Raw genomic sequence first — 26,828 nt, 5'->3', positions numbered from 1 at the left:
ATGTCCGGGTGACATCTGGAATGGGCAGTGCGGACGGGCCGAAGGCGGACGAGGCGGACGGCGGTGCCCGGAAGTCCCGGGAGGCCCAGGAGGATCGGGATACCGCGGTCTCCGAGCGCCGTTTTCGATTCCTCGTCGCCGGATACGCGGTGTCTTCCTACGGCACTTTCCTGAATATGGTGGCGCTGAATCTCTTCGTCTACGAGACGACGGGCCGGGCGCTGGCCATGGGGCTGTTCATGGCGGTGCGGCTCGCCTCCGGATTCGTCGCCGGTCTGGTCGTGGGCGGTCTGCTCGCCCGTTTCAGCGCGAAAAGCATCATGCTGTGGGCGAATGTCGGACAGGGCGCCGTGATGCTGGTGCTCATCCTGGCGCCCGACGGTCTGCTGACCGGGGCGCTGATGGCCGTCTCGGTGGTGATCGGGGCGTGCGGGACGCTGTTCATGGTGGCGTTGCGCAGTTCGATCCCGGAGATGGTCGGGGAGGACCGCAGGGCCTGGGCGAACTCCCTCTCGATCACCGGCCGTTCGCTGGCCATGGTGGCGGGGTTCGCCTCGGCGGGTGTGGTGGTGTCCCTCGTGGGGTACACGGCGGCCTTCGTTGTCGACATGGCGACGTTCATGGCCTGCGCGGTGACGGTGGCCCTGCTGCCGATCGCCGGAGGCAAGGGAGCAGACGGCAAGGGAACGAACGCCGCCAAGGGAGCAGGCAGCAAGGAAGTGGACGCCAAGGGGGCAGGCGGCAAGGGAGCAGTCGGCACCGCCGCCGGGGGCTCCGGGGCCGGGCTGGACGCCTCGGGTGCCTCGGACTCCGCGCCCGCGAAGGGCGGCAGGCGCTGGCGGCCCGTCGCCTTCCTCGCGCTGGCCGCCGCACCCGGGATGGGCCTGATGGTGGCCCTGCGCGGGGTCGACGCGTTCGGCTCCTCGTCCCACAACGCGGCGCTGCCGATCTACTCCACCTCGCTCGACACGTCGAATCCCGCGGTGTTCGTCAGCGCGTTCTGGTGCGTGTGGGCGCTCGGCAACATCGGGGCCCAGCAGGTGATCCAGCGGTACGCGCAGCGCACCGGACGCTCTGTGGGGGCGCTCGGATTCGGTTACGGCACGGTGGTGATGTCGGCGGCGTTCATCGCGGCGTTCGCCGGGTTCCCCCTGGCCGTGACCGCGGTGATCGCGCTGATCGCGGGGGCCGCGGACGGCCTCACCGAGGTCGCGTACACCTCGCATCTCCAGACACTTCCGGCCACCTTGCGCGGCCACGCCTTCGGCCTTTCGGCCACTTTCGAGAACCTCGGCTTCGGCGTCGGCATGATCCTTGTGGCGGCGGCCCTCGACCGGTTCTCCCCGCTGGCCGTGGTGGGCTGGTCCCATGGCGCCGCCATCGTCGTCGCCGTGGTGTTCCTGCTGAGGGTGGCGGCAGTGCGGCGGGCGGGACGGGTGGGGCGTGCGGGGCTGCGAAAGGAAGAAGCCGTTGAGGGACGACCGGATCGCGGTGATCGGGACGGCGCTGAGGTTTCCGGGGGCTGACACCCCCGAGGCGTACTGGCGCGACATCCGGGCGGGGGTCGGCCACGTACGCCGTTTCACCCGGGCCGAGTTCGCCGCTGCGGGGGTCCCGGCGGCGGAGTACGAGCGAGGGGGGTTCGGCGGGGCGAGCGCGCTCCTGGCGGACGTGGACGGCTTCGACGCCGGGTTCTTCGGGATGAGCGGGCGGGAGGCGGAGCTGACCGATCCACAGCAGCGGCTCTTCCTGGAGTGCTGCTTCCACGCCCTGGAGGACGGGGGTTACGCGGGCGGCGAGGGCCGTGGCGCGGGCGGCGACGGCGGCCCCGCACGGATCGGGGTGTACGGCAGCTCCGGCTACCGCCTGTACTCACTGCACAGCTATCTGGCGGAGAACCTGGCGGCGGAGGCCGGCTCGGGCGACTGGATGACCGCCAAGCAGGTCCAGGTCGGCAACTACCCCGACTTCACCGCCACCCGGGCCGCCTTCCGGCTCGGTCTGACCGGTCCCGCGCTGACCGTCTCTACGGCCTGCTCCAGCGCTCTCGTCTCGGTCCATCTGGCCTGCCAGGCGCTGCGCGCCGGGGACGCGGAGCTGATGCTGGTGGGCTCCGCCGCCCTGCATCTGCCGGGGGTCACCGGCCAGGTCCCGGTGAAGGGCTCCACCCTCTCCCCCACCGGCACGGTCCGGGCCTTCGACGCGGACGCGGACGGCACGGTCGGGGGGAACGGGGCCGCCGCCGTCCTCCTCAAGCCGCTGGCCCGGGCGCTGGCCGACGGCGACACCGTGCACGCGGTGATCCTGGGCTCGGCGGTCACCAACGACGGCTCGGACAAGGCGACCAACGACCGTAGGGGGAGAGGGGGGTTCGCCGCCCCCGGGGTCGCCGGGCAGCGGGACGCGGTGCTCGGGGCGCTGCGCGCGGCGGACGTGGACGCGGCGTCGATCGGCTATGTGGAGGCGCACGGCACGGGCACGCTGAAGGGCGACCCGATCGAGTTCGCGGCCCTGACCGAGGCGTTCCGCGCGCACACCGACCGGACCGGCTTCTGCGCGCTCGGCTCGACGAAACCGGCCATCGGCCACCTGGACAGCGCGGCGGGGCTGGCGGGGCTGATCAAGGCCGTCGAGGTGCTGCGGCACGGGGTGGTCCCGCCGCTGGTGAACTTCTCCCGGCCCAACCCGGCGCTGGCGGTGGACGACAGCCCGTTCCTGCTGCCGGTACGGGAAAGTGCCTGGCCGCTGGCGGGGGTGCGGCGAGCCGGTGTGCACTCCATCGGCATGGGCGGTACGAACGCTCATGTGATCCTGGAACAGGCGAGGGAGACCCCGAGCGACGCGTCGGCGTCCGGCGATGTGCCCGTGCCCGCGCTGCTGCCGCTCTCGGCCGCGGACGGGGACGCGCTCCGGGCGTACGCCGCCGCCCTGCGGGACCGCCTGGCGGGCGGGCCGCCGCCCTCCCCCGCCGATCTGCTGACCACCACCGCCCTCGGGCGGCGGCTCCTGCCACACCGGCTGGTCGTCACGGGGGCGGACCCGGTGGCCGGTCTCGACGCGTTCCTGTCCGGGGCCGCGGAGGGCGAGGCGTACACGACCGGGGTCGCCGACGGCGTACGGGAGCGGCGGCCGGTGTTCCTCTTCAGCGGCCAGGGAGGGGGGCATCCGGGCATGGGCACGGAACTCGCCGCCCGTTTCCCGGTGGTGGCCGAGGTGCTCGATGCCTGCGCCCGGGTGTACGAGGAGGAGACCGGGCGGGACGGCTTCCTGGACCGGATCGTCGGCGGGCAGGGCCCCGAGCGGTGGGACACCGCCTTCGCGCAGCCGGCCCTGTTCGCCCTCCAGATCGCTCAGGCCCGGCTGTGGGAACGGCTCGGGGTCACCCCGGCCCGGGTCGCCGGGCACAGCGTCGGCGCGTACGCGGCGCTGTGCGTGGCCGGGGCGCTGGAGACCGAGGACGCGATGCGGCTGGTGTGCGGGCGCGGTCGGCTGATGCTGGAGCGGGCGGCCCCGGGCGCGATGGTCTCCGCGTTCGTCCCCCGGGCCCGGGTGCGGGAGCTGCTGGCCACCGTCCCCGGGCTGGAGCTCGCCGTGGTCAACGGCGTCGCGCACCACGTTCTGGGCGGCCCGCCGGAGGCGGTGGACGCGGCACGGGCGCTGCTGGCGGCGCGAGGCGAGGCGTATGAGGTGCTGGCGGTGGACCGGGCGTTCCACACGGCGCTGCTCGACCCGGCACTGGAGGATCTCCGGGTGCTGGCCGACAAGGCGGAACTGCGGCCGCTGCGGACCGAGTTCGTCGACGGCATCGACGGCACGGTCCGCCCCGTCGGGTGGCTGCCGGACGCCGCGTACCTGGTCGCGCAGGCCCGCCGCACGGCCGACTTCGCCGCCGTCCTGGACCGGCTGGCCAGGGCGCCTGAGGACGGTTCGCCGCAGGCCGGCTCCCCGCTGCTGCTGGAGCTCGGCCCGTCGGCCGTGCTGACGGGCCTGGTCCGACGGTCGCTGCCGGACGCGGTCTGCGTACCGACGCGGCGGTGGGAGCGGGCGGTGGCCGCGCTGCACTGTGGCGGGGCCGGGGTGGACTGGGCGGCGCTGCTCGACCGGTGCGGCGGCCGGCGCGTGCGGCTGCCCACGTATCCCTTCCAGCGCCGGTCACACTGGCGGGGCCCGGCCCCGTACACACCCCCGGTACCGCTCAGCCCGCCGACCCCGCTCACCTCTCCGACCCCGCTCACCTCGTTCACCTCGCCCACCTCGCTCAGGGAGCTGCCCGCGCCGGCCGGCGGGGCCGCTCACCCATCCCCACGCTCCACGGAGGACCGCATGACCGAACAGGCCGTACTGGACAGGGTGCTGGAGCTGACCGCGCGCCATCTCGGCCACCGGCCCGACGAGGTCGCCGCCGACCGCACGTTCGTCGGCCTCGGCGCGGACTCGCTCCAGCTCATCGGGATGGTGCGGCAGTTGGAGGCCGAGTTCTCCACGGAGATCAGCATGCGGGAGGTCCTGGAGGAGGCGGGCACGCCCCGGCTGACGGCGGCGCTGATAGCCGCGCGGAGAGCTCCGGCGATACCCGTGTCCGTGGGGCCGTCCCCTGCCCCCACGCCCGCGCCGGTCACCGACGCGCCCGTCTACGCCACCCGGGCCGAGGTCGCCGCCCTGTCCGACCAGATACGCCAACTGGCCGAGACCCAGACCGCGATGCTCACCCAGCTCTCCGACGCCGTCGCTCTGCTGACCGCCCGCACCACCGGGACGGACACCCGATGAGCGCGGAGATGCCCGCAGCCGCCGCCGGTCCGGACGCCGCCACCGCCACGGCCGCCGAGGCCGTGGCCCGGGCGGCGGAGCTGTCCCGCGCGCTCACCGCCCGGCTCGCGGCGGCCCGCCGCCAGGTCGCGGCGCAGGACACGGAACCCACCGCCGGGGAGGCCGCTCACGGCCCCCGCCTCGTCGTGGACGCGGCGGGCGGGATGGCCGCGGCAGGGGCCGACGAGGCCCAGCTGGCGCACACCGCCTCCCTGGTCCGGCGGTTCACCGAGCGCACCCGCACCTCCAAGGAGCTGGCCCAGCGGCACCGTTCGGTGCTCGCCGACAGCCGCGCCGTCGTGGGGTTCCGGGACGCCACGAAGGAGATGCTCTACCCGGTCGCGGCCCGCTCGGCGCACGGCTCCCGGCTCACCGACGTGGACGGCAACACCTACACCGACATCACCATGGGGTTCGGCGCTCTCCTCCTCGGCCACGAGGCGGAGCCCGTCACCGAGGCCGTGCGCCGCCACCTCTCGGACGGGCTGCGCTTCGGCCCCCGGTCCCCCGACACCGGGGAGGCCGCGGCGCTGCTCGCCTCGCTGACCGGCCTGGACCGGGTCGCCTTCGCCTCGTCCGGTACGGAGGCGAACTCGGCCGCGATCCGGCTGGCCCGCGCCGCCACCGGGCGCGACAAGGTCGTCATGTTCCGGGGCTCGTACCACGGACACATCGACTCCGTCCTCGGCCGGCCGGGCGGGCCCGGGCAGCACGCCGTGCCCGTCTCCCGGGGCATCCCGGCCAGCGCGGTCGCGGAGCTGATCGTGCTGGAGTACGGGGCCCAGGAGTCCCTGGAGACGATCGACGCCCTCGGGGACGACATCGCGGCCGTCCTCGTCGAGCCCGTGCAGTGCCGCAACCCGGGCCTGCGGCCGGTGGAGTTCGTCCGCGCGCTGCGCGAACTCACCACCCGCCGGGGCATCGTGCTGCTCTTCGACGAGATGCTGACGGGGCTCCGCCCCCACCCGCGCGGCGCACAGGAGCACTTCGGGGTGGTGCCGGACCTCGCCACGTACGGCAAGGCGCTAGGGGCCGGCTTCCCGATCGGCGCGGTGGCGGGGCGGGCGGATCTGCTCGACGGGGTGGACGGCGGGTTCTGGCGGTACGGGGAGCCCGGCGGCCCCTCGCGCGAGACCACGTTCATCGGCGGAACGTACATGCAGCACCCGCTGTCGATGGCGGCGGCCCGCGCGGTGCTCACCCATCTCACCGAGCGGGGGCCCGGGCTCCAGAGCGGGCTGAACGCCCGCACCCAAGCGCTCGCGGACCGGCTCAACGCCTTCTTCCGCGACGAGGAATTCCCGCTGGAGCTGGCCCACTTCGGGTCGATGTTCCGCTTCAGGCACCGCGCCGACCTGGAGCTGCTCTACCACCACCTCCAACTGCGCGGCGTCTACGTGTGGGAGTGGCGCAGCTTCTACCTCTCCACCGCCCACACGGAGGAGGACGTGAACCGGGTCGCGGAGGCGGTGGAGGGATCGCTGCGCGAACTGCGCGACGGCGGATTCTTCCCCCGGTCCACCCGGCCCACCCGGCCCAGCGCCGTGCCGCGCGCCGAAGTACGGCGTCCCGCACCCGACTTCGGCGTCTACTTCTTCGGCGACTATCCGGAGACCGGTGAGTCCGACGGGAGCGGCGAGGCTGGCGGGAGCGGCGAGGCTGGCGGGAGCGGCGTCCCTGAGGCGTACGACACCGTGCTGGAGACCGCGCGCTTCGCCGACGAGCACGGCTTCTCCTCCGTCTGGCTGCCCGAGCGGCACTTCGACTCCTTCGGCGGGATCTTCCCGAACCCCGCCGTGCTCGCCGCCGCCGTGGCCCGGGAGACCGGGAGCGTCCGGATCAACGCGGGCTCGGTCGTGCTGCCGCTGCACGATCCGGTGCGGGTCGCCGAGGAGTGGTCGGTGGTGGACAACCTCTCCGGCGGCCGGGTCGGCATCGGCTGCGCGACCGGCTGGCACGCCCGCGACTTCGCCCTGCACCCGGACCGGTTCACGGACCGGCGGCGGATCGCCTTCGACCACCTCGACGAGGTGCGCCGGCTGTGGCGCGGGGAGGCGGTGCGGCGGCGCACGGGCGAGGGCGCGGAGGCGGAGATCCGGATCCGGCCGCGCCCGGTGCAGCAGGAGCCGCCGTTCTTCCTGGCCACCTCCGGCCAGCGGGCGTCGTACGAGGAGGCGGCCCGGCGCGGCCTCGGGGTCGTCACCAACCTGATGAGCCAGACCGTGGACGAACTGGCCGCGAACATCGCGCACTACCGGCGTACGCGCGCGGAGTGCGGGCTCGACCCGGCGGCCGGGCGGGTGACGGTGCTGGTGCACACGTATCTCGGCGACGGCCACGCCACCGCCCGGGCCGAGGCGCTGGAGCCGATGGTGCGGTATCTGCGGTCCTCGCTGCTGATGCGCTCGGCGGCGACCGCCGCGGGGTCCCGGCGCGAGGACGTGGCGGCGGCGGGCGAGGAGGACCTGGACTATCTGTTCCGCCGCGCGTACGACCGCTACTGCGACCGGCGGGCCCTGATCGGCACGCCGACGAGCGTCGCCCCGTTCGTCGACGCGCTGCACGGGGCCGGGGTGGACGAGATCGCCGCGCTGGTCGACTTCGGAATGGACCGGGGCCGGCTGCGGTCGGGGCTGGAGCGCCTGGACGTGCTGCGCCGCCGGACGAAGGAGCGGGCGCAGGAGCGGGAGCGGGAGCGGGACGCGCTGCCCGAGGACACCGTCGCGCCCGCCACCTCGGCGCAGCGGCGGCTGTGGCTGGCCGCGCAGCTGATGGAGAACCCGGCGGCGTACAACGAGACGGGGGCCGTACGGCTGCGCGGTCCGCTGGACGTGGCGGCGCTGCGGGCGGCGGTGGACGGCCTGGTCGAGCGGCACGCGGGGCTCCGCACGGTGTTCCGGGCCGAGGAGGAGACGGGCGTCGTCCAGGTCGTGCGGAACCGGCTCCGTATCCCCCTGGCGGTGACCGACGCCCGGGGGCAGGACGCCGAGCGGGCGATCGGGGCACTGCTCGCCGAGGAGAGCGGCCGGGCCTACGACCTGGCCGGGGGGCCGCTGTTCACGCCCCGGCTGTTGCGGCTGGCCGAGGACGACCACGTCCTGGTGCTCGGTACGCACCACATCATCACGGACGCGCACTCGGCGGCGCTGATCGCCGGGGACCTCCAGGAGCTGTACACGGCGGCCCGCGCCGGACGGACGCCGGTCTTCGACCGTCCCGCCGGGACGACCGTCGGAGCTCCCGAGCCTCCGGCCGACGCGGCCGACCTGGCCTGGTGGCGCGAGCTGTTGGGCGACCGGCCGCCGGTGCTGGTCCTGCCCACGGACCGGCCGCGCGGTCGCCGGGTGGCGGGGCGCGGCGGGGCGGTGGCCCGGACCGTGGGGCGGGAGCGGGCCGACCGGCTGCGGGAGTGGAGCGGGCAGCAGGGCGTGACCCTCTTCGCCACGCTGTGCACCGCGTGGCAGCTGGTGCTGCGGCGGCGGTCGGGGCAGGACGCGTTCCTGCTCGGCACGACGTTCGGGCGGCGGCCGCCCGCGACGGCGGACACGGTCGGGTTCCATGTGGCGCTGCTGCCGTTGCCGCTGTCCGCCACCGCCGCGACCTCGCCGCCGGAGGCCGTACGGGCCACCGGGCAGGCGCTGTTCGCGGCGGACGAGCACAGTGGGGTGGACCTGGACGCGCTCCTGGCGGCCGTTCATCCCGACCCGGGGAACCCGCGCCCGCTGGTGACCGTTTCGGTCGATCTCGACCGGGCGGCGCTGGCCGGAATCGACCTGCCCGGGCTGCGGGCCGAGGGCGTGGCGGCCGGGACGGAGTCGGCACCGCTGGAGCTGGCTCTGATGGCCACCCACGTCCAGGGCGGGGGCTTGCGGCTGCGGCTGCGCTACGACGCGGATCTGTTCGACGCGGCGACCGCGGAGGGGTATCTCGCCGAGCTGGACGAGCGGTTGGACACGATGACGGAGCCGGACGCGGTGGAGCCGGACGCGGTGAAGCAGGACAGGACGGAGCCAGACAAGACGGAGCCGGACAAGACGGAGCCGGACAAGACGGAGCCGGGCACTCGGACGGCCTCCGGCACCGCCGTGCTCCTCCGCGAGGTCTGGGAGTCCGTCCTCGGCCGGCCGGGCTTCGCCGCCGACGGCAACTTCTTCGACCTGGGCGGCAATTCGATCGCCGCGATCCGCCTGGTGAACCGGGTCCGGGACACGCTCGGCGTCGAGTACCCGCTGGCGGACTTCTTCGCCGACGCCACCCTGCGAGCCATGACCGAGCAGTTGGCGGGCGGCCAGGAGCCGGGCCCGCCGGACACGGACGGGACCGAGCCGGACGGGCCGAGCACGGGCGGGCCCGGGACAGACGGGCCGAACACGCACGCGCCCGGGACGGACGGGCCGGACACGCACGCGCCCGGGACGGACGTCGTGGCCGTCGTCGACCGCGCCCACGTCAGCGACCAGCAGGCCCGGATGATCGCCGGGCACCACGCCATGCCCGACCCCGCCGTGTGGAACGTGCCGACGCGCATCACGTTCACCGGGGCGCTGGACCCGGCGGCCCTGCGGTCCGCCGTGACCGAGCTGGTCGCCCGGCACGACGGGCTGCGGACCAGGTTCGCGCAGGAGGGGGCGCCGGACGGGCTGTGGTGGCAGGAGGTGCTGGCGGCGGAGCCGGTGGCACTGCCGGTGGAGGATCTGACCGGGCTGCCCGCCGCCGAGCGGCGGCCCCGGGCGGACGCCCTGTGCCGGGCCGACGCGGTGGCCCCCTTCGACCTGGGGCGGTCGCTCCAGCCCCGGACGCGGCTGCTGCGGGTCGAGGAGGACCGCTGGGAGCTGATGTTCGTCCTGCACCACATCTGCGCCGACGGCTGGTCGCTGTCCGTGCTGCTCGCGGAGATCGCCGCGCTCTACACGGCGGCCGCCGCGGGCATCCCGCACGGCCTGCCCGAACCGGCGATGCAGGCGCCCGGGTACGCCCGGTGGCAGCGGGAGCGGCACGACCCCGGCGCCGAGGCGGAGCGGGCCGCGTTCTGCGCCCGCTACCTGGACGGGGTGCCGTCCGCCGTCCCCGTACCGACGGACCGGCCGCGCCCGCAGAAGCTGAGCGGTCACGGGGACACAGTGCGCGGGGTCGCGACGGGTCAGGTGCGGGCGGCGGTGGAGAAGCTGGCGGCCGAGCGGCGCACCACCCCGTTCGCGGTCGCGGCGGCGGCCCTCGGGGTGTTCCTGGCCCGGCTGTCGGGAGAGGAGGACACCTTGCTGAGCGTGCCGTACGCCAACCGCGAGGACACCGCTTCGGAGTCGCTCGTGGCGATGACGTCCACCGCGGTGATGGTCCGCGTACGACTGGATTCAGCCAATCTTGACGAGACCTGCGCGGAGCTCGCGGTCCGTACGGGCGCGGGCGCGCTCGGTGCCATGGCGCATGTGCTGCCCACCGCGCGCATCATGCAGGCGATGCGGGACGCTGGCGCTGTCAGCGTCCCCGACCGGGTGCCGCACGTCCTGGCGTTCCAGAACTCCGTCGACACGGACATCGAGATCCCCGGGCTCCGGGTCGAGGTGGCCGATCTGGCACCACCGCTTTCCCGCACCGAACTGTGCTTCGGACTTGCGCCGCGCCGGGACCCCGCGAAGGGTTATCGAACGTTCCTGGAATTCTCCACCGACCTGTGGGACCACACGACCGCCCACGACCTTCTCGCGTCGTACACCGACCTGCTCGCGGAGTTCAGCGCCCGGCCCGACCGGCCGGTGCGGGAACTCCTCGGGGCGCGCCCCCGGCAGGGGCCCCCGGGCCGAGGCTCCGGAGGCTCAGCCGGGGACGCCAGCGCCGGGCCCGACCGGCCCGGCGGACCGTCACCCTCCCAGTCACTGCCGAACACCGGAAAGGCGGACGCCGTATGACTCCGGCCCCCCACCGCAGCCACACCGACGACCTGCTCTCCTTCATCGCCGCCAGCCCTTCCCCGTACCACGTGGTGGCCAGCGCGGCCCAGCGTCTGGAGAAGGCCGGATTCCGCGAACTGCGCGGCACGGACGACTGGACGGGGGCGACCGGCGGCTGCTTCGTCAGCCGCGCCGGTGCGCTGATCGCCTGGTACGTCCCCGAGGACGCGCCCGCCCACACGCCGTTCCGGATCGTCGGCACCCACACCGACTCCCCGAACCTGCGGATCAAACCGTCACCGGACACCGGGTCCTCGGGGTGGCGGCAGATCGGGGTCGAGATCTACGGCGGGGTCCCGCTGAACACCTGGCTCGACCGGGACCTGGGCGTCTCCGGCCGCCTCGCCCTGCGCGGCCCCGACGGCGCCCCGCGCAGCCGGCTCGTACAGATCGACGAACCCCTGCTGCGAGTGCCCCAGTTGGCCATTCACCTGGACCGTTCGGTGAACGAGGGCGTGGCCCTGGACCGGCAGCGGCACATCGCGCCGATCTGGGCGCTGGGCGACCCGCGGGAGGGCGAGCTGCTGCGCCGGGTCGCCTCGGCCGCCGGGGAGGACCCGGCGGACGTGCTGGGCTGGGACCTGATGCTGCACGACGTCCAGCCGCCCGGATACCTCGGCGCGGACCAGGAGTTCCTGGTGGCGTCCCGGCTGGACAACCAGGTCTCGGTGCACGCCGGGGTGACCGCCCTGGTGGACGCGGCGACGGGGGCCACGCAGCCCTCCTTCGTGCCGGTGCTGGCCGCCTTCGACCACGAGGAGGTCGGCAGCGGTTCCGAGACGGGTGCGCAGAGCCCGCTGCTGGAGCGGATCCTGTCGCGGTCCGTGTCGGCGCGCGGCGGCAGCGACGAGGACTGGTCGCGGGCGCTGGCGGGCGCGTTCTGCGTCTCCGCCGACATGGCGCACGCGGTCCACCCCAACTACGCGGAGCGGCACGATCCCGACCACCGCCCGGCCCCCAACGGCGGCCCGACGGTCAAGGTGAACGTCAACCAGCGGTACGCCACCGACTCCACCGGTTTCGCGGTGTTCACGGCGGCGGCCGAGCGGGCCGGGGCCCCCTGGCAGCCGTTCGTCTCCAACAACGCGATGCCCTGCGGTACGTCGATCGGCCCGCTCACGGCGGCCCGCCTCGGCGTCACCACGGTGGACGTCGGAGTGCCCGGCCTGTCGATGCACTCGGCGCGCGAGCTGTGCGGGGTGCGCGACCCGGGCTATCTCGCCGCGATCCTCACCACGATCATGGTCGGGGACTTCGGGGACTGACGGACCCGCCCGGCCCCGCCGACGGGCGCGGCATCCGGAAGAACGCGGCATCCGGAAGAACAGCAGAGAAGAACAGAAGAGAAGAGAACAGGAACGACCGTGGCCGACGACGAGACCGTCCTCATCTGCCTGCCCTTCGCCGGGGCGGGTCCCTCCTTCTTCACGCCCTGGCAGAAGCTGGCCCCGGAGGGTCTGCGGATCCTCCCGGTGTCGCTGCCGGGGCGCGAGAAGCGGTTCCCCGAGCCCGCCCACACCTCGGCGGCCCCGGCCGTCGACGACGCGTACGCGCAGGTGACGGCGGTCCTCGGTGAAGGGGACGGGCGCCGTGGCCCGGTCGTCCTGTTCGGGCACAGCATGGGTGCCGTCCTCGCGTACGAACTGGCGCACCGGATCGAGCGGTCGGGCGGGCCGATCCGCCTGGCCGCGCTCGTGGTCAGCGGTGCGCCCGGCCCCTGGACGCCGCGCACGGACCGGGCGGACGGGCTGCCGGACGAGGAGTTCGCCGCCCGGGTCCGGGCGTTCGCCGGGTACGACCACCCGGCGCTGGCCGACCCGGAGATGCGGGAGCTGTTGCTGCCGACGCTGCGGGCGGACGTCCGGCTCCACGAGACGTATGTGCCGTCCACGGAACGGCCGTTGGGTGTCCCGGTCATCTCCGTCCGGGGGCGGGAGGACACCCTGGTCGGGGCGGGGGAGGCGGCCGAGTGGGGCCGGGTGACGACGGGGAAGCTGACGGTGGCCGAGCCGGCCGGCGGGCACATGTATCTCACCGAGCGGCCGGGCGAGCTGCTGGAGCTGGTGGCCGCCGAGGTGCGGGCGGCGAGGGGCCGGTGACGGGCGGCGACGACGCCGGTGGCGGCCGCCCGGGGCCGGTTGCCGACGGCGGTGCTGGTGCGGGGCCTGCGGCGGGCAGCTTTGGTGCGGCGCGTGCGGCCGACGGCGGTGGTGCGGGGCCTGCGGCCCACGGCGGTGGTACGGCGCGTGCGGCCGACGGCGGTGGTGCGGGGCCTGCGGCGGGCAGCTTTGGTGCGGCGCGTGCGGCCGACGGCGGTGGTGCGGGGCCTGCGGCCGGGGGCGGGGTCCGGCTCGCCGGGCGGACGGCGCTGATCACGGGAGCGGCGCGCGGTCTCGGCCGGGCCTGTGCGCTGGCCTTCGCCCGCGAGGGTGCGGACCTGGTGCTGCTGGACGTGGCGGGCGAGCTGCCCGGGGTGCCGTATCCGCTCGGTTCCGCCTCGCAGCTCGCGCACACCGGGCGGCTCTGCCGCGAGGCGGGGTCCGCCGTGCTGACCCGGCAGGCCGACGTCCGGGACCTGGCGGCGCTGGAGTCGGCGGCGGAGGCGGCCGAGGAGCGCTTCGGGCGGATCGACGTCCTGGTCAACAACGCGGGCATCGCCGCCCCTTCGGGCCGCCCGGCGCACGAGATCACCGAGGCCGAGTGGCAGCTGATGATCGATGTGGATCTGGGCGGTGCGTGGCGGGCGATCCGCGCGGTCGGCGGCCGGATGGTCGCTCAGGGGTCCGGTTCGATCGTCAACATCGCCTCGACGGCGGGCCTGGTGGGCTACCGGCACTTCGCGGGGTACGTCGCGGCCAAGCACGGCCTCGTCGGCCTGACGAAGGCGGTGGCCCTGGACTACGCGCCCCGGAAGGTCCGGGTCAACGCGGTGTGTCCGGGCTCGGTGCGGGACGACGAGGCGATGGAGGGCCGGATGCTGGCCGAGATCGCCCGCTCGCTGGAGGTCCCGGTCGCGGAGCACGGGGCCGCGTTCGTCCGGGACCAGCCGATGAACGCGCTGGTGGAGCCGGACGATGTGGCGAACGCGGTGCTCTGGCTGGCCTCGGACGAGTCCCGGCAGGTGACCGGCAGCGTGGTGACCGTGGACGGCGGTTTCACCGCCCGCTGACGCCCGCTGACCGCCCACATCACCGTATCCCCCTCCCTGGACAAGGAGTTGTGCACGTGCCGCCTGCCCATCACACCCTGACGGTCCGCCTGCCGCCGCCCCTCACCGACACCGCGCTCGCCGCCGCCCTCGCTACGGCGGCGGAGCTGTGGTGGCCCGGGGAGCGCCGCCCCCGGCTGTGGACGGAGACCATGCCCGCCCCGGCCGGCTCCGACGCCGCCGCCCGGCGGCGCGCGGCCGAGGCCCGCCGTCCGGTCGCGCCCGGACACCGGCTGCGCGCGGTGCTGCTGCGGTACGCGGGCGAGCACCCCGCCGACCTCGTCCTGACCGCCGACGGAGCCGCGCTGGACGCCCACTCGTTGCGGATCATCGCCCGGGTGCTGCTGGGCGAGGTGGCCCCGGACCCGGTGGCGCCGCACGACGGACCGCCGCTCCCCCCGGACCTGCGCATGGACGGGGAGACCCGGAGCCTCGCCGCCGCGCTCGCGCTCACCGCCGGCCGGTACACGGGCGCGGCCTCGGTGCGCGTCGCCGTCCCCGTACCGGCCCGGGGCCGGCCCCCCTACGCGCTGGGGGCGCTCGACGGGTACGCGGTGTTCACGGCGGACCTGTCCCCGGGGCGCACGGTCGCGGACCTGCTCGCCACGGAGCCGGCCTCCCCGGCCGAGGGCGACGGTCCCCCCGCGCTGATGCTGGTGGCGGGCGACGGGGACGGGCCCGCCACGCTGCCGACCGGCCCGGACGCGCTCCCCGTACCGGCGAGCCAAGTGAAACGCGTACGACGGGAGTTGGCGAGCAGCTCGCCCAACACCCCACTCTGGCTCCTGGATCCGCTGAGCAGGGCGGAGTCGGCGGCACAACTGACCGCCGGCTCACCGCGAAGGACCCCCGCCGCCTTCGGCCTCGACGAGGCCTTCGCCGCCTTCGGCCTCGACGAGGCCTTCGCCGCCCTCCGCGTCGACGAGGCCTTCGCCGCCCAGGCGGCAGCCCGCCCGGACGCCCTCGCGCTCACCGCCGGGGCCGCCACCCTCTCGTACGCCGAACTGGACTCCTGGGCCGAGGAGTTCGCCGACGGGCTGTACGCCCACGGTGTCCGCCCGGGCGATCTCGTGGGGCTCTGCCTCCCCCGCGGAGCCGACCTGGTGGCGGTGATGCTCGGCGTCCTGAAGGCGGACGCGGTCTACGTACCGCTGGATCCGGAGCATCCGGCGGGCCGGCGGGAGCGCACCGCGAAAGACGCCGGGGTCCGGCTGACCGTCGAGGACCCGGCCGCCCTGACCGGCCACCCGCCCCGCCCCGCCGCGGAACGGCGGGAGGCCGGCGCCCCCGCGTACGTCATCCACACCTCGGGCTCGACCGGCCGCCCCAAGGGGGTTCTCGTCCCGCACGCCAACGTCACGGCCCTGGTCGACGCCGTCCGCGACGACTTCGGCCTCTCCCCCGACGACACCTGGACGTGCTTCCACTCGGCGGCGTTCGACTTCTCGGTGTGGGAGATCTGGGGGGCGCTGCTGACGGGCGGGCGGCTGGTCCTCGTGGACCACTGGACCTCGCGCTCGCCGGAGGACTTCCACGCGCTGCTGGTACGGGAGCGGGTGAGCGTGCTGAGCCAGACCCCGTCGGCGTTCAGCCAGCTCGCCGCCGCCGACCGAACGGGCGGTGACCTGTCCGCCCTGCGGCTGGTGGTGCTGGGCGGCGAGCCGCTGGACACCCGCCCGCTGCTGGGCTGGTTCGACCGGCACCCGGAGGACCGCTGCCGGCTGGTCAACATGTACGGGATCACCGAGACCACCGTCCATGTCACGGCGGCCACGGTGACCCGCCGCGAGGCGCTCGCCGGCTCCCGGTCGGTGGGGCGGCCCCTGCCGGGCTGGACGGTCCGGGTCCTGGACGCGTACGGGCGGCCGGTGCCGCCGGGTGCGCCCGGCGAGATCCATGTGGGCGGGGCGGGCGTGGCCCTGGGCTATCTGGGCCGGCCCGCCCTGACCGCCGAACGCTTCGTGCCGGACCCCGTGGACCCGGCCGGGCGGCTCTACCGCAGCGGCGACCTGGGGCGGCTACTGCCCGACGGCACGCTGGAGCACCTGGGCCGGATCGACGACCAGGTGAAGGTGCGGGGCTTCCGGATCGAGCCGGTCGAGATCCGGCACGTCCTGCTGGAGGACCCGGCGGTGTCGGCGGCCGCGGTCACCGTGACGGGCGGCGGGGGCGGGGACGCGGCGGCCGTGCGGATCGACGCGTACGTGGTCCCGGCCCCGGGAGCGGACGAGGACGCCGGGCCCGTACGGGAACGGGCGGCCCGGCTCCTACCCCCGCACATGGTGCCCGCGACGGTGACCGTGCTGCCGGCCCTCCCCCTCACCGCGAACGGCAAGCTGGACCCGGCCCGGCTGCCCCCGCCCGGAGCGCGCCGGACCCCTGCCGCACCGCCCCGCGAGACCGCGCCCACCCCGGCCGGCGTCCTCGCCGGTATCTGGCGGGACGTCCTCGGCGTCGAGGAGATCGGCCCGGACGACGACTTCTGGGACCTGGGCGGCAATTCGCTGTACGCGATCCGGATCGGCACGCTCGCCCGGGAACGCGGGCTGCCCGGCATCCCGCTGCGGCAGCTGTATCTGACGCCGACGCTGGGAGCGCTGTCCGAAGCGCTGGCCCGGGAGGCGTGAGAGGGGAAATCACGAAGGGCATGACGGGGGCATGACGAGGAAGGCAAGGCGGGCAAGGCATGGCGAGGCAGCCATGACGAGGGGGCGACCGCACCGCGCCGGTAGCCCCCTCGCGCACAGTGGCTACACGAAACGCTGGTTCGCGCCGCCGTCGCACGTCTGGAGCCTGAGCGGGTCCTTGGCCCCCGCCAGCGTCAGACACAGACCGGTCGCGGCGGCCGGGCGGACGGTGCCCGCCTGCCGGACGAACTTCTGGTTGGCCGCGCCCGAGCAGTCCCACACGACGAGCGTGGCGCCGGTGTCGTACTTCGCGCCCGGCACGTCCAGGCAGCGGTCGTGGCTGAGCGCGGTGCGAGCCGTCTGCGTACCGGCGTCGTACCACCAGCTCTGGTTGCGCCCGCCGTGGCAGTCCCAGCCGCCGATCGCCGTGCCGTTACGGGTGACCGAGGCGGGCACGTCCACACAGGCCCCGGTCGCCTCGTTCCTCAGCGGGGCGAACAGGTCGTCGAAGGCCGCTCCCGTCAGGACCGGGTTCCCCGTGCTCGCCGGGTCGGCGCAGCTCGCCTCGCGCAGCCCGGAGTCGTACAGCTGGGTGAGGCAGGAGGCGAAGGCCCGGTGTCCTGCCGCGTTGGGGTGGAAGGACTGCCGGACGGAGTTCTCGTCGGGCAGGCCCGGCTTGCTCACGTCGATGAAGAGGCCGCGCGCCCAGGTGTTCTCGGTGCAGACCTCGTGGCCGTGGAAGAGCCGCGAGTTGTCGAGGTAGGTGGCTCCGGTGGCGGCGGCGGCCTTGCGCATGCCGACCTGGAAGGCGGGCACGGCGGTGTCGCGGCCCCAGACGGTGTCGGAGTCGTAGCCGAGTCCGCCGCAGACGAGCTTGCCGGGGAACTTCGGGTTGTCGCGGAAGTCCGGGCCGATCGGGCTCGGGTAGCCCATCAGGACGAGCTTGTAGTCGTCGTCTCCGTACCCGGCGTCCGTCATGACGGTGCGCAGGTCGCGCACGGTCTGCTCGACCTTGGGGACCAGGGCGTCGACGCGGGCCTGCCAGCCGCCCGCGTACTTCGGCTCGCAGGGGCCCTGGAGGCTGATGTAGCGGACCACGCAGTCGGTCATGACCGGGCCGAACTGGAGGTCGTCGTTGGCCCCGGCGACCAGGACGATCATCTTGATCCGGGTGTTGCGGGCCTTGATCGCGAGGCTGTCGCTCTGCACGAGCTCGTCGGCGTACTGCTTGTTTCCGCCGATTCTGATGTTTCCGGTATAGGCGCCGGAACACGAGACGTTGTACGTGACGTCCGCCGCGATGCCCGTGCGGTGGATGGCGGCGTCCGGTGAGCGGTGGCACCAGTTGTCCGGCCCGTTGGTGCCGGGGTCGTAGGTGCCGACGCCCTCGCCGGAGATCTCGCTGTCGCCGAGCGAGATCAGCCCGGTCCTGCGGTCGCCGAGCGGCCGTTCGGCGGGGCTGCCGTACAGCTGGGTGGCCTCGGCGGCCCGGACGGCTTCCAGCGCGGGCGGGAGAGGAGTGGATGCGATAGAGCTGGTACCCGACTCCGTCGCGCCCGCGGGTCCGGCGGCGGCCATACCGCCGACGGCGGCCGCGAGAGCGACGGCGGCCGCGACCGTACAGCGGAGCCGGCGAAGGCTTCCGAGCCCTCGAAGTCTGGTGCTGGTACGCCTCATTGCGCCTCCCGGTAGTGGTTACCCCCGGTATTTACTGGTCGGTAGGCGACTTGGGAATACATGGAACAAGAGAAGTGCTCATCTTTTTCAGGAGGTTTGAACACCATGGTCGACACGTCAGGTGACATGCCCGGTGGCAGCGGGTTCCGGATCGAGCACGACTCGATGGGTGAGGTGAAGGTCCCCGCGGACGCCAAGTGGCGCGCCCAGACCCAGCGGGCGGTGGAGAACTTCCCCATCTCCGGGCAGCGTCTGGAGCGGGCGCACATCGAGGCGCTGGCCCGGATCAAGGGCGCGGCGGCCAAGGTCAACGCCGAGCTGAAGGTACTGGATCCGGCCATCTCCGCCGCGATCCAGGAGGCCGCCGCCGAGGTCGCTTCGGGCCGCTGGGACGAGCACTTCCCGGTCGACGTGTTCCAGACGGGTTCGGGCACCTCGTCGAACATGAACACCAACGAGGTGATCGCCACCCTCGCCACCGAGCGCCTCGGCCGCGAGGTCCACCCCAACGACCATGTGAACGCCTCCCAGTCGTCCAATGACGTCTTCCCGTCCTCCATCCACATCGCCGCCACCGCCGCCGTCACCGCCGACCTGATCCCCGCCCTGGACCACCTGGCGGAATCCCTGGGGCGGAAATCAGCCGAATTCGCGGAGGTCGTGAAGTCCGGCCGTACGCATCTGATGGACGCCACCCCGGTCACCCTCGGCCAGGAGTTCGGCGGCTACGCGGCCCAGATCCGCTACGGCGTGGAGCGGCTGCGCGCCTCCCTCCCCCGGCTCGCCGAACTGCCGCTCGGCGGGACGGCGGTGGGCACCGGCATCAACACCCCGCCCGGCTTCTCCGCCGCCGTGATCGCGGAGGTCGCGGACGCCACGGGGCTGCCGCTCACCGAGGCCCGCGACCACTTCGAGGCGCAGGGCGCGCGGGACGGGCTCGTGGAGACCTCCGGCCAGCTGCGGACCATCGCCGTCTCCCTGACCAAGATCTGCAACGATCTGCGGTGGATGGCGTCGGGGCCGCGCACCGGCCTCGCCGAGATCGCGCTGCCCGACCTCCAGCCCGGCTCGTCGATCATGCCGGGCAAGGTCAACCCGGTGATCCCCGAGGCGGTCCTGATGGTCGCCGCACAGGTCACGGGCAACGACGCGACGGTCGCCACGGCCGGCGCGGCGGGCAACTTCGAGCTGAACGTGATGCTCCCGGTCATCGCGAAGAACCTGCTGGAGTCCGTACGGCTGCTGGCAGGCGCCTCCCGACTGCTCGCGGACCGTACGGTCGACGGCATCACCGCCGACGTGGAGCGGGCCCGCGCCTACGCCGAGTCCTCGCCGTCCGTGGTGACCCCGCTCAACAAGTACATCGGCTACGAGGAGGCGGCGAAGGTCGCCAAGAAGTCCCTCAAGGACGGGACGACGATCCGCGAGACGGTCCTGGCCTCGGGCTACGTCGAGCGCGGCGACCTGACGATGGAGCAGCTCGACGAGGCGCTGGACGTGCTGCGGATGACACGTCCGTGAGCGGGGGCGGGACGCCCGGTGACACCCGGGACGCCCGGGGCTCCCGGTGGCACCCGGGGCCCCGGGGGTCCCGAGGGTCCCGGTGGCACCCGGGGGTCCCGGTGCCGCCCGGGAGCGCCCCGTGAGGCCCGAGGGCGTCCGGCGGATCGGGGCCGGGTGATCCGAGTCGCAGCGGGCCAGTGGGAGCGCTCCGTAAGATCTATCCATGACAGGTACGGGAGAGTGCGCACGCTGGGCGCCGGGGGACCAGATCCTCTGGCGCTACCGCGACAACGGCCGGGCCCACCGGACGGCCGGCGTCCCGCCCGTGCACATCTGCCGCCCGGTGACCGTCGTCCAGGACACCGACGAGCTGCTCGCCGTCTGGATGGCGCCCGGCACCGAATGCGTGCGGCCGGTGCTGGCCGACGGCACCCAGGTGCACGCCGAACCGCTGGCCACCCGCTACACCGCGCCGCGCACCACGGCCCGCTCGACCTGGTTCGGCTCCGGGGTGCTGAAGCTGGCCAGGCCCGGAGACCCGTGGTCGGTGTGGCTGTTCTGGGACCGGGGCTGGATGTTCCGCAACTGGTACGTGAACCTGGAGGAGCCCCGGACCCGGTGGTCCGGAGGGGTGGATTCCGAGGATCATTTTCTCGACATCTCCGTGAACCCCGACCGGAGCTGGAAATGGCTCGACGAGGACGAGTTCGCCCAGGCTCAGCGCGTCGGTCTGATGGCCCCGGAGACCGCGGCCCGGGTCCGGGAGGCGGGCCGCGCGGCGGTCGAGGTGATCACCGGGTGGGGGGCTCCGTTCCGGGACGGCTGGGAGCACTGGCGGCCCGATCCGCGGTGGCAGGTGCCGCCGCTGCCGGATGACTGGGACCGCACCCCTGCCCGTATGCCGTCGTGAGACCCTGGAGAGACCCTTCGGGCGGTCCGGTCGGCAGGTCCGGGCGCACGGAGGGATGATCGCCGCAACCAGCGGGCGCCACACCGGAACTGACCACAAGTCACCACACCGGTCGTGCGGAGGGACGGGCCACGGACCCGGACGTTCCGCTCGGTCGCGGGAGCCACTACGAGGGGGTGGAGACGTGCACGCTGTCCGCTGCCCTCTCGCCGCGTCCGCCGCCGGAGGGGTCGCCCGTCGGCCATCTCCGGGGCGCTCGGTTTCGGCCCCTTCATCGGGGGCATCCGGTGACAGCCGTTGTTCTTCCCGCGCTTGCCGGGGCACAGTAGCGCCCCACGAGGTGACTGCCTCATACAACCGGCCCGGACGGACGGAATCCCACGCGTGACGGAGCACCCCACCTCCCACGAAGGCCGGCAGCCTCTGGCGGCCCGGCAGCAGGAGCGCACCCGGCCCCGGCAGCAGGACGCCGCGGCCGCGGCCGCCGCTGCGGGCGTCCCGGCTCCGGCCGCCGCGCCGAACCCGGGTCCAGGAGCGGCCGCCGTCTCCGAGGCGCAGGCGGCCACCCGCCGCGAGGGCGACCGGCTGCGCTTCGTCGGCGCGGCGACCCGGCGGATCGCCCGGGGCATAGACCTGGACGAGATCGTCCTCGGGCTGTGCCGGGCCAGCGTGCCGACGTTCTCCGACGCGATCCTGGTCTATCTGCGCGACCCGCTGCCGGTGGGCGACGAGCGCCCGGTGAGCCCGTTCGTCCTGCGACTGCGCCGCAGCGACCGGCTGCGCGTCAGCGGTGAGGAGGGCGGCGAGACGGCCGGCTCCGAGACCGAGCGGCTGCGCCCGCTGATCCTCGACCCGCAGGCCGACCTGATGCCCGCCGCCGAGCTGTGCGAGGTGCGGGCAGGCGGCGCGCTGGCCGAGGTGCTGCGCGGGGTGCGGCCGGTCTTCGGCGACTCCGCGGCGGCCCGGGCCGCCCTGCCGGAGCTGCTGGGCCCCGGCCGGTCCGTCCCCACCGGGCACCGGGCGATCCTCGCCCCGCTGCGCGGCCGGCGCCGGGTCATCGGGGCCGCGGTGTTCGTGCGCGGCACCGAGCGCACCCCGTTCGAGGCCAGTGATCTGCTGGTCGCGGCGCAGTTGGCGACGCACACCGCGCTCGGCATCGACAAGGCCGTGCTGTACGGGCGCGAGGCCTACATCGCCGACGAGCTGCAGCGCACGATGCTGCCCGACTCGCTCCCCCAGCCCACCGGCGTCCGGCTCGCCTCGCGCTACCTCCCGGCAGCCGAGACGGCCCGGGTCGGCGGCGACTGGTACGACGCGATCCCGCTGCCCGGCAGCCGGGTCGCGCTGGTCGTCGGCGATGTGATGGGCCACTCCATGACGTCGGCGGCGATCATGGGCCAGCTCCGGACGACGGCGCAGACCCTGGCGCAGCTCGACCTGCCGCCGCAGGAGGTCCTGCACCACCTGGACGAGCAGGCACAGCGCCTGGGCAGCGACCGGATGGCGACCTGCCTGTACGCGGTCTACGATCCGGTCGCGCACCGGATCACCATCGCCAACGCCGGACACCCGCCGCCCGTGCTGCTGCACCTGGGCGGGCGGGCCGAGGTGCTGGTGGTGCCGCCGGGCGCCCCGATCGGGGTGGGCGGCGTCGACTTCGAGGCCGTCGAGCTGGACGCCCCGGCCGGCGCCACGCTGCTCCTCTACACCGACGGTCTGGTGGAGTCGCGGCTGCGGGACGTGTGGACGGGCATCGAGCAGCTGCGGGAGCGCCTCGCGGCGACCGCGCAGCTCACCGGCCCGGACCACTCGCCGCCGCTGGAGGCCCTCTGCGACGACGTGCTGGACATGCTCGGACCGGGTGACCGGGACGACGACATCGCGCTGCTCGCCGCCCGCTTCGACGGGATCGCGCCGAGCGACGTGGCGTACTGGTACCTGGAGCCGGAGGACGCGGCTCCGGGCCGGGCCCGCAGGCTGGCCCGGCGGGCGCTGAGCCGCTGGGGTCTTGACGACCTGGCCGACGAGGTGGAGCTGCTGGTCAGCGAGGTCGTCACCAACGCGGTGCGCTATGCGGAGCGTCCGGTGACGCTGCGGCTGCTGCGGACCGACGTCCTGCGCTGCGAGGTCGGCGACGACTCGCCGCAGCTGCCCCGGCAGCGCCGGGCGCGGGAGACGGACGAGGGCGGACGCGGGCTGTTCCTGGTCAACCGGCTGGCCCGGCGGTGGGGGGCGACGCGTCTCTCGACGGGCAAGGTCGTCTGGTTCGAGATGGCGACCCGGGGGCATTAACCCCCTCCGTCGCGAGTCGACCGACGTCATGCGTGTGGGGCGGGCCTCCGGGCCCGCCCCACACGCATATCGTCATGCCGTCCTGCCGTCAGTGGCTCACTCGCCGAGCAGTCCGTTGCCGCCCGGCCGTTCGCCCGGCTGCCCGTCGTCCTCCCCGGGCTGGGGCGGCACCTCCGGGCTCGTGGAGGGCGCGGTGGGGGGCGTGCTGCTGGGCGGAGGCGGCGGCGTCGACGACGACGACGGGGTGTCGCTCGGCGTCTCGCTGGGCGTCTCCTCGGAGGGCCTGTCCGACGGGGTCGGGTCCTCGGACGGGGTGGGGTCCTCGGAGGGAGTGTCGGACGGCGTCGGCGGGGCGGGCACCTCGCCGCGCTCCACGTCCTGGAGGTCGAACGTCTTGTCGGACCCGCCGCCGAGGGCGCCGAGGGTGTAGTCGGCCCAGATCCTGGCCGGGAAGCCGCTGCCGCTGGCGCGGCCGGAGTTGGCCGTACCGGTCAGGGAGACCTGCTTGCGGCCGCCGTCGCCCTCGCCGAAGAGGGCCACGACCGTGGTCAGTTCCGGGGTGTACCCGGCGAACCAGGCCGACTTGTTGTCCTCGGAGGTGCCGGTCTTGGCCGCCGCGTCGTAGGCGGGGCTGTTGGCGGCGCCCCCGGAACCGGCGTCGACGACCCCGGTGAGCCCCTTGGTCACGGTGTCGGCCGAGGCGCGGCTGATGGCCTGCTCCCGCTTGGGCTTCTCGGCGTTCACCGTGCGGTCGCGGTGCTCGGCGGACTGGAGGATGTGCGGGGTGACCTTCCGGCCGTGGTTGTCGAGCGTGGCGTACACGCCGGCCATGTCCCAGGTCGAGGCGTTCATGGTGCCGAGGGTGACGGCGGGGCGCTCGGGGAAGTTCTTGTCGGGTACGCCGAGGGCGAGCGCGGTCTCCTTCACGGCGGCGGGCGTCACGTCGACGATCATCTGCGCGAAGACGGAGTTGACCGAGCTGTTCAGGGCCTTCTGGACGGAGACCTGACCGTAACTGCGGTCGTCCTGGTTCTGCGGGGCGAACGGGGTGTCGCTGCCGACGACGGGCCGCTTGCTGGTGCCGTCGTACATCGTGTTGAGCCCGATCAGGCTGCCGTCCTGCGTCTTCGACTCGTTCTCCAGGGCGGAGGCGAGCACCAGCGGCTTGAAGGTGGAGGCGGGCTGGTAGTCCTGGCGGGTGGCGTTGCTGATGTAGTGCTTGATGTAGTCCTCGCCGCCGTACAGGGCGACGACCTTGCCGGTCTTCGGGTCGACGGAGGTGGCGCCGGCCTGGACGGTGGCGTCGACCTTGTTGCCCTCGCGGTCGAGCTTGGACTCCAGCTGGTCGTCCACCGCCTTCTCCAGCGCCTTCTGGCGCTTCTTGTCGACGGTGAGGGTGAAGGTCCAGCCCCCCGCGTCGCGGTCCGCGGCGGAGACGCCCTGCTTGTCCAGCTCCTTGTTGGCGGCCTCGACGAGGTAGCCGGCCTGTCCTTCCATGCCCTGGGCGGGCTTGGGCTTCTGGGGGACGGGGAACTCCAGGCCGGCCCTCTCGGACTCGGTCAGCCACTTCATCTCGACCATGTTGCGCAGGGTGTAGGCCCAGCGCTCCTTGACCAGCTTCTTGCCGGTGTCGGTGGCGGAGTTCCAGTCGTACTGGCTGGGGGCCTGGAGGACGGAGGCGAGGTAGGCGCCCTGGGAGGCGTCCAGGTCCTTGGCGTCGATGCCGTAGTACGCCTGGGCTGCGGCCTGGATGCCGCTGGCGCCGCGTCCGTAGTAGGCGGTGTTGATGTACCCGGCGAGGATCTCGTCCTTGGACTTCTCCTGGTCGATCTTGAGCGAGATCACCAGTTCCTTGAGCTTGCGGCTCACGGTGGGGTCCTGCGTCAGGTAGAAGTTCTTGACGTACTGCTGGGTGATGGTCGAGCCACCCTGCTTGCCCTTGCCGCTGACGGTGTTGAGGAGGGCGCGGGTGGTGCCCTTCAGGTCGACGCCCTGGTCCTTGTAGAAGGACTTGTTCTCGGCGGCGACGAAGGCGTGCTGGACCTTCTTGGGCACCTCGTCCAGGTCGACGATCTGGCGGTTGACGCCCTTGCCGGTCCGGGCGAGGACCGTGCCGTCGCTGTACTTGTAGACGTTGCTCTGCCGCTCCGCCATGGCGTTGGCCGCGGGGATGTCGACGTACACGTAGAGCGCCCCGAAGGCTCCCATGCCCAGCAGGACGATCCCGAAGAACGCGCCCAGCAGCTTCTTCCACGTGAAGAGTCTGCGTATGCCGCCGCTCTTCGGGGCCCGGCGCGACTCCCGCGCCTGGGCTCGTCGCGCATCCGCTCGACCCATTGGTGTGTTGCTCCCGCTTCTCTGCTCGACCGGCTCGCTCGGTTTCCTCAGTTCGCTCAGACCTGCCAGCTAACACCGCCGACGGGGACAAAAGACAAGCGATCCGGTCTTTTACGGACGTGAGAATCAGCACCCGTTCCCTAGGAACCGACTCCCCAGAGGTGGACAAGGTTGCGAGAACCATTAATGTGTAATCACATTGATAGCGCGGCACGAGGCCGCGCCGAACGGGGGACCCCATGACCGCACAGCACGACGAGCAGCGCCCGGGCGCACCGGCCGACGATCTCTCGATCGACGCCCCCGACATGCCCGCACCCCAGGTCAGGGAGGTCACCGCGCACTCCATCGGGGGTGGGATCGGTTTGCTGCTGACGATCCTCGGGGTGATCGCGGGCATCGGCCTCGTCATCGTCGGCGGCGTGCTGAACGGGAGCGGCGCCCGCCCTCTCGGCGTCACGCTCCTCATCCTCGGCCCCCTCCTCGCGCTCGTATCGTTCTTCTGCATGAGCGGTGTGAAGATGGTCGCTCCGGGCGAGGCGCGGGTGATCCAGCTCTTCGGCCGGTACGTCGGCACCATCCGCGCCGACGGGCTCCGCTGGATCAACCCGCTGACCTCCAGCCGCAAGATCTCCACCCGCGTCCGCAACCACGAGACCGCCGTCCTCAAGGTCAACGACGCGTACGGCAACCCGATCGAGCTGGCCTCGATCGTCGTGTGGAAGGTCGAGGACACCGCCCAGGCGCTCTTCGAGGTCGACGACTTCCGGGAGTTCGTCGCCACCCAGACCGAGGCGGCGGTGCGGCACATCGCCATCGAGTACCCGTACGACGCCCATGAGGAGGACGGCCTCTCGCTGCGGGGCAACGCGGAGGAGATCACCGAGAAGCTGGCCGTCGAGCTGACCGCCCGGGTGAAGGCCGCGGGCGTCCTGATCATCGAGTCGCGCTTCAGCCACCTCGCGTACGCCCCCGAGATCGCCTCCGCCATGCTCCAGCGCCAGCAGGCCGGCGCGGTCGTCGCGGCCCGCCAGCAGATCGTCGAGGGCGCGGTGGGCATGGTCGAGATGGCCCTGGCCCGGATCGCCGAGCAGGACATCGTGGAGCTGGACTCCGAGCGGAAGGCGGCCATGGTCAGCAACCTGATGGTGGTGCTGTGCGGTGACCGCGCGGCCCAGCCGGTCCTCAACACGGGCTCCCTCTACCAGTGACCGACCAGACGCCTCCCCGGCGGACACCGGCGTCCCGGTCGCGGCAGCGCAAGCAGATGCTGCTGCGGCTGGACCCCGCGGTGCACGACGCACTCGCCCGCTGGGCCTCCGACGAACTGCGCAGCGCCAACGCGCAGATCGAGTTCCTGCTGCGGCGGGCACTCGCGGAGGCGGGCCGGCTGCCGGGGGCGGCGCGTCCGATCGCGCGCCGGGGGCGGCCGCCCAAACAGCCGCCGGAGGGGCCGGAGGGGCCGGAGGGGCCAGAAACCCCGCCGGAGCCCGGGGTGAGCACACCGTAGCGCGGGG

General features: G+C 73.8%; 14 protein-coding genes. 12 read left to right on the top strand and 2 right to left on the bottom strand.

The genetic code is table 11. The annotated features are described in order from the left end of the window. The first annotated feature begins 20 nt into the window (after positions 1-20). The 7 genes from D581_RS0105225 (at position 21) to D581_RS0105195 (ending at position 16,592) form a co-directional block, all read left to right on the top strand. Entirely contained in the window at positions 21-1,526 is a 1,506-nt protein-coding gene (locus D581_RS0105225; protein WP_018956172.1) for an MFS transporter, read from the top strand. Then, on the top strand, positions 1,471-4,770 hold the full coding sequence (locus tag D581_RS0105220; RefSeq protein ID WP_026290228.1) for a type I polyketide synthase: 3,300 nt from the start codon (positions 1,471-1,473) through the stop codon (positions 4,768-4,770). Before D581_RS0105225 ends, D581_RS0105220 begins: the two co-directional genes overlap by 56 nt. Further along, a complete protein-coding gene (locus D581_RS0105215) occupies positions 4,767-10,715 on the top strand; it encodes a MupA/Atu3671 family FMN-dependent luciferase-like monooxygenase (RefSeq protein WP_026290227.1) in 5,949 nt (1,982 codons plus the stop codon). The genes D581_RS0105220 and D581_RS0105215 overlap by 4 nt, the downstream gene beginning before the upstream one ends. Further along, complete coding sequence (locus tag D581_RS0105210) at positions 10,712-12,022, top strand: M18 family aminopeptidase (protein ID WP_018956171.1); 1,311 nt, start codon at positions 10,712-10,714, stop codon at positions 12,020-12,022. The genes D581_RS0105215 and D581_RS0105210 overlap by 4 nt, the downstream gene beginning before the upstream one ends. A gap of 99 nt (positions 12,023-12,121) precedes the next feature. Continuing rightward, positions 12,122-12,856, top strand: a complete 735-nt coding sequence (locus tag D581_RS0105205; RefSeq protein WP_018956170.1) for an alpha/beta fold hydrolase — start codon at positions 12,122-12,124, stop codon at positions 12,854-12,856. Positions 12,857-13,125: 269 nt separating this feature from the next. Further along, positions 13,126-13,926: an SDR family oxidoreductase gene (locus D581_RS0105200; RefSeq protein WP_026290226.1), complete on the top strand. Its 801-nt coding sequence runs from the start codon at positions 13,126-13,128 to the stop codon at positions 13,924-13,926. Between the two features lie 56 nt (positions 13,927-13,982). Then, positions 13,983-16,592 (top strand): non-ribosomal peptide synthetase, encoded by a 2,610-nt coding sequence (locus tag D581_RS0105195; protein WP_018956168.1) that lies wholly within the window; start codon positions 13,983-13,985, stop codon positions 16,590-16,592. A gap of 123 nt (positions 16,593-16,715) precedes the next feature. On the opposite strand, the gene D581_RS0105190 is transcribed toward D581_RS0105195, so the two are convergent. Beyond that, the gene (locus D581_RS0105190; RefSeq protein ID WP_018956167.1) at positions 16,716-18,269 is read right to left on the bottom strand and encodes a ricin-type beta-trefoil lectin domain protein; all 1,554 of its coding nucleotides are present in this window, start codon (positions 18,267-18,269) and stop codon (positions 16,716-16,718) included. Positions 18,270-18,374: 105 nt separating this feature from the next. On the opposite strand from D581_RS0105190, the gene D581_RS0105185 reads away from it, so the two are divergent. The 3 genes from D581_RS0105185 to D581_RS0105170 all read left to right on the top strand — a co-directional run bounded on the left by D581_RS0105185 (position 18,375) and on the right by D581_RS0105170 (position 22,974). Further along, a complete protein-coding gene (locus tag D581_RS0105185) occupies positions 18,375-19,790 on the top strand; it encodes a class II fumarate hydratase (protein WP_018956166.1) in 1,416 nt (471 codons plus the stop codon). A 205-nt stretch (positions 19,791-19,995) separates the two neighbouring features. Then, complete coding sequence (gene fomD, locus D581_RS0105175; RefSeq protein WP_018956165.1) at positions 19,996-20,682, top strand: cytidylyl-2-hydroxypropylphosphonate hydrolase; 687 nt, start codon at positions 19,996-19,998, stop codon at positions 20,680-20,682. Between the two features lie 384 nt (positions 20,683-21,066). Further along, a complete protein-coding gene (locus D581_RS0105170; RefSeq protein ID WP_018956164.1) occupies positions 21,067-22,974 on the top strand; it encodes an ATP-binding SpoIIE family protein phosphatase in 1,908 nt (635 codons plus the stop codon). A 96-nt stretch (positions 22,975-23,070) separates the two neighbouring features. Here D581_RS0105170 and D581_RS0105165 read toward each other — a convergent pair whose 3' ends face one another. Continuing rightward, positions 23,071-25,311 carry a transglycosylase domain-containing protein gene (locus D581_RS0105165; protein WP_018956163.1) on the bottom strand — a complete coding sequence of 747 codons (2,241 nt, stop codon included), beginning with the start codon at positions 25,309-25,311 and terminating at the stop codon, positions 23,071-23,073. A gap of 239 nt (positions 25,312-25,550) precedes the next feature. Here D581_RS0105165 and D581_RS0105160 point away from each other — a divergent pair, with 239 nt between their 5' ends. Continuing rightward, positions 25,551-26,522 (top strand): SPFH domain-containing protein, encoded by a 972-nt coding sequence (locus D581_RS0105160; protein ID WP_018956162.1) that lies wholly within the window; start codon positions 25,551-25,553, stop codon positions 26,520-26,522. Continuing rightward, positions 26,519-26,821, top strand: a complete 303-nt coding sequence (locus D581_RS0105155; protein WP_026290225.1) for a hypothetical protein — start codon at positions 26,519-26,521, stop codon at positions 26,819-26,821. The genes D581_RS0105160 and D581_RS0105155 overlap by 4 nt, the downstream gene beginning before the upstream one ends. The last annotated feature ends 7 nt before the right edge of the window (positions 26,822-26,828 follow it).

Source organism: Streptomyces sp. CNB091 (assembly GCF_000377965.1).
The sequence above is the reverse complement of the archived record's forward strand: the minus strand, read 5'-3'. Positions and strand labels throughout refer to the sequence as shown.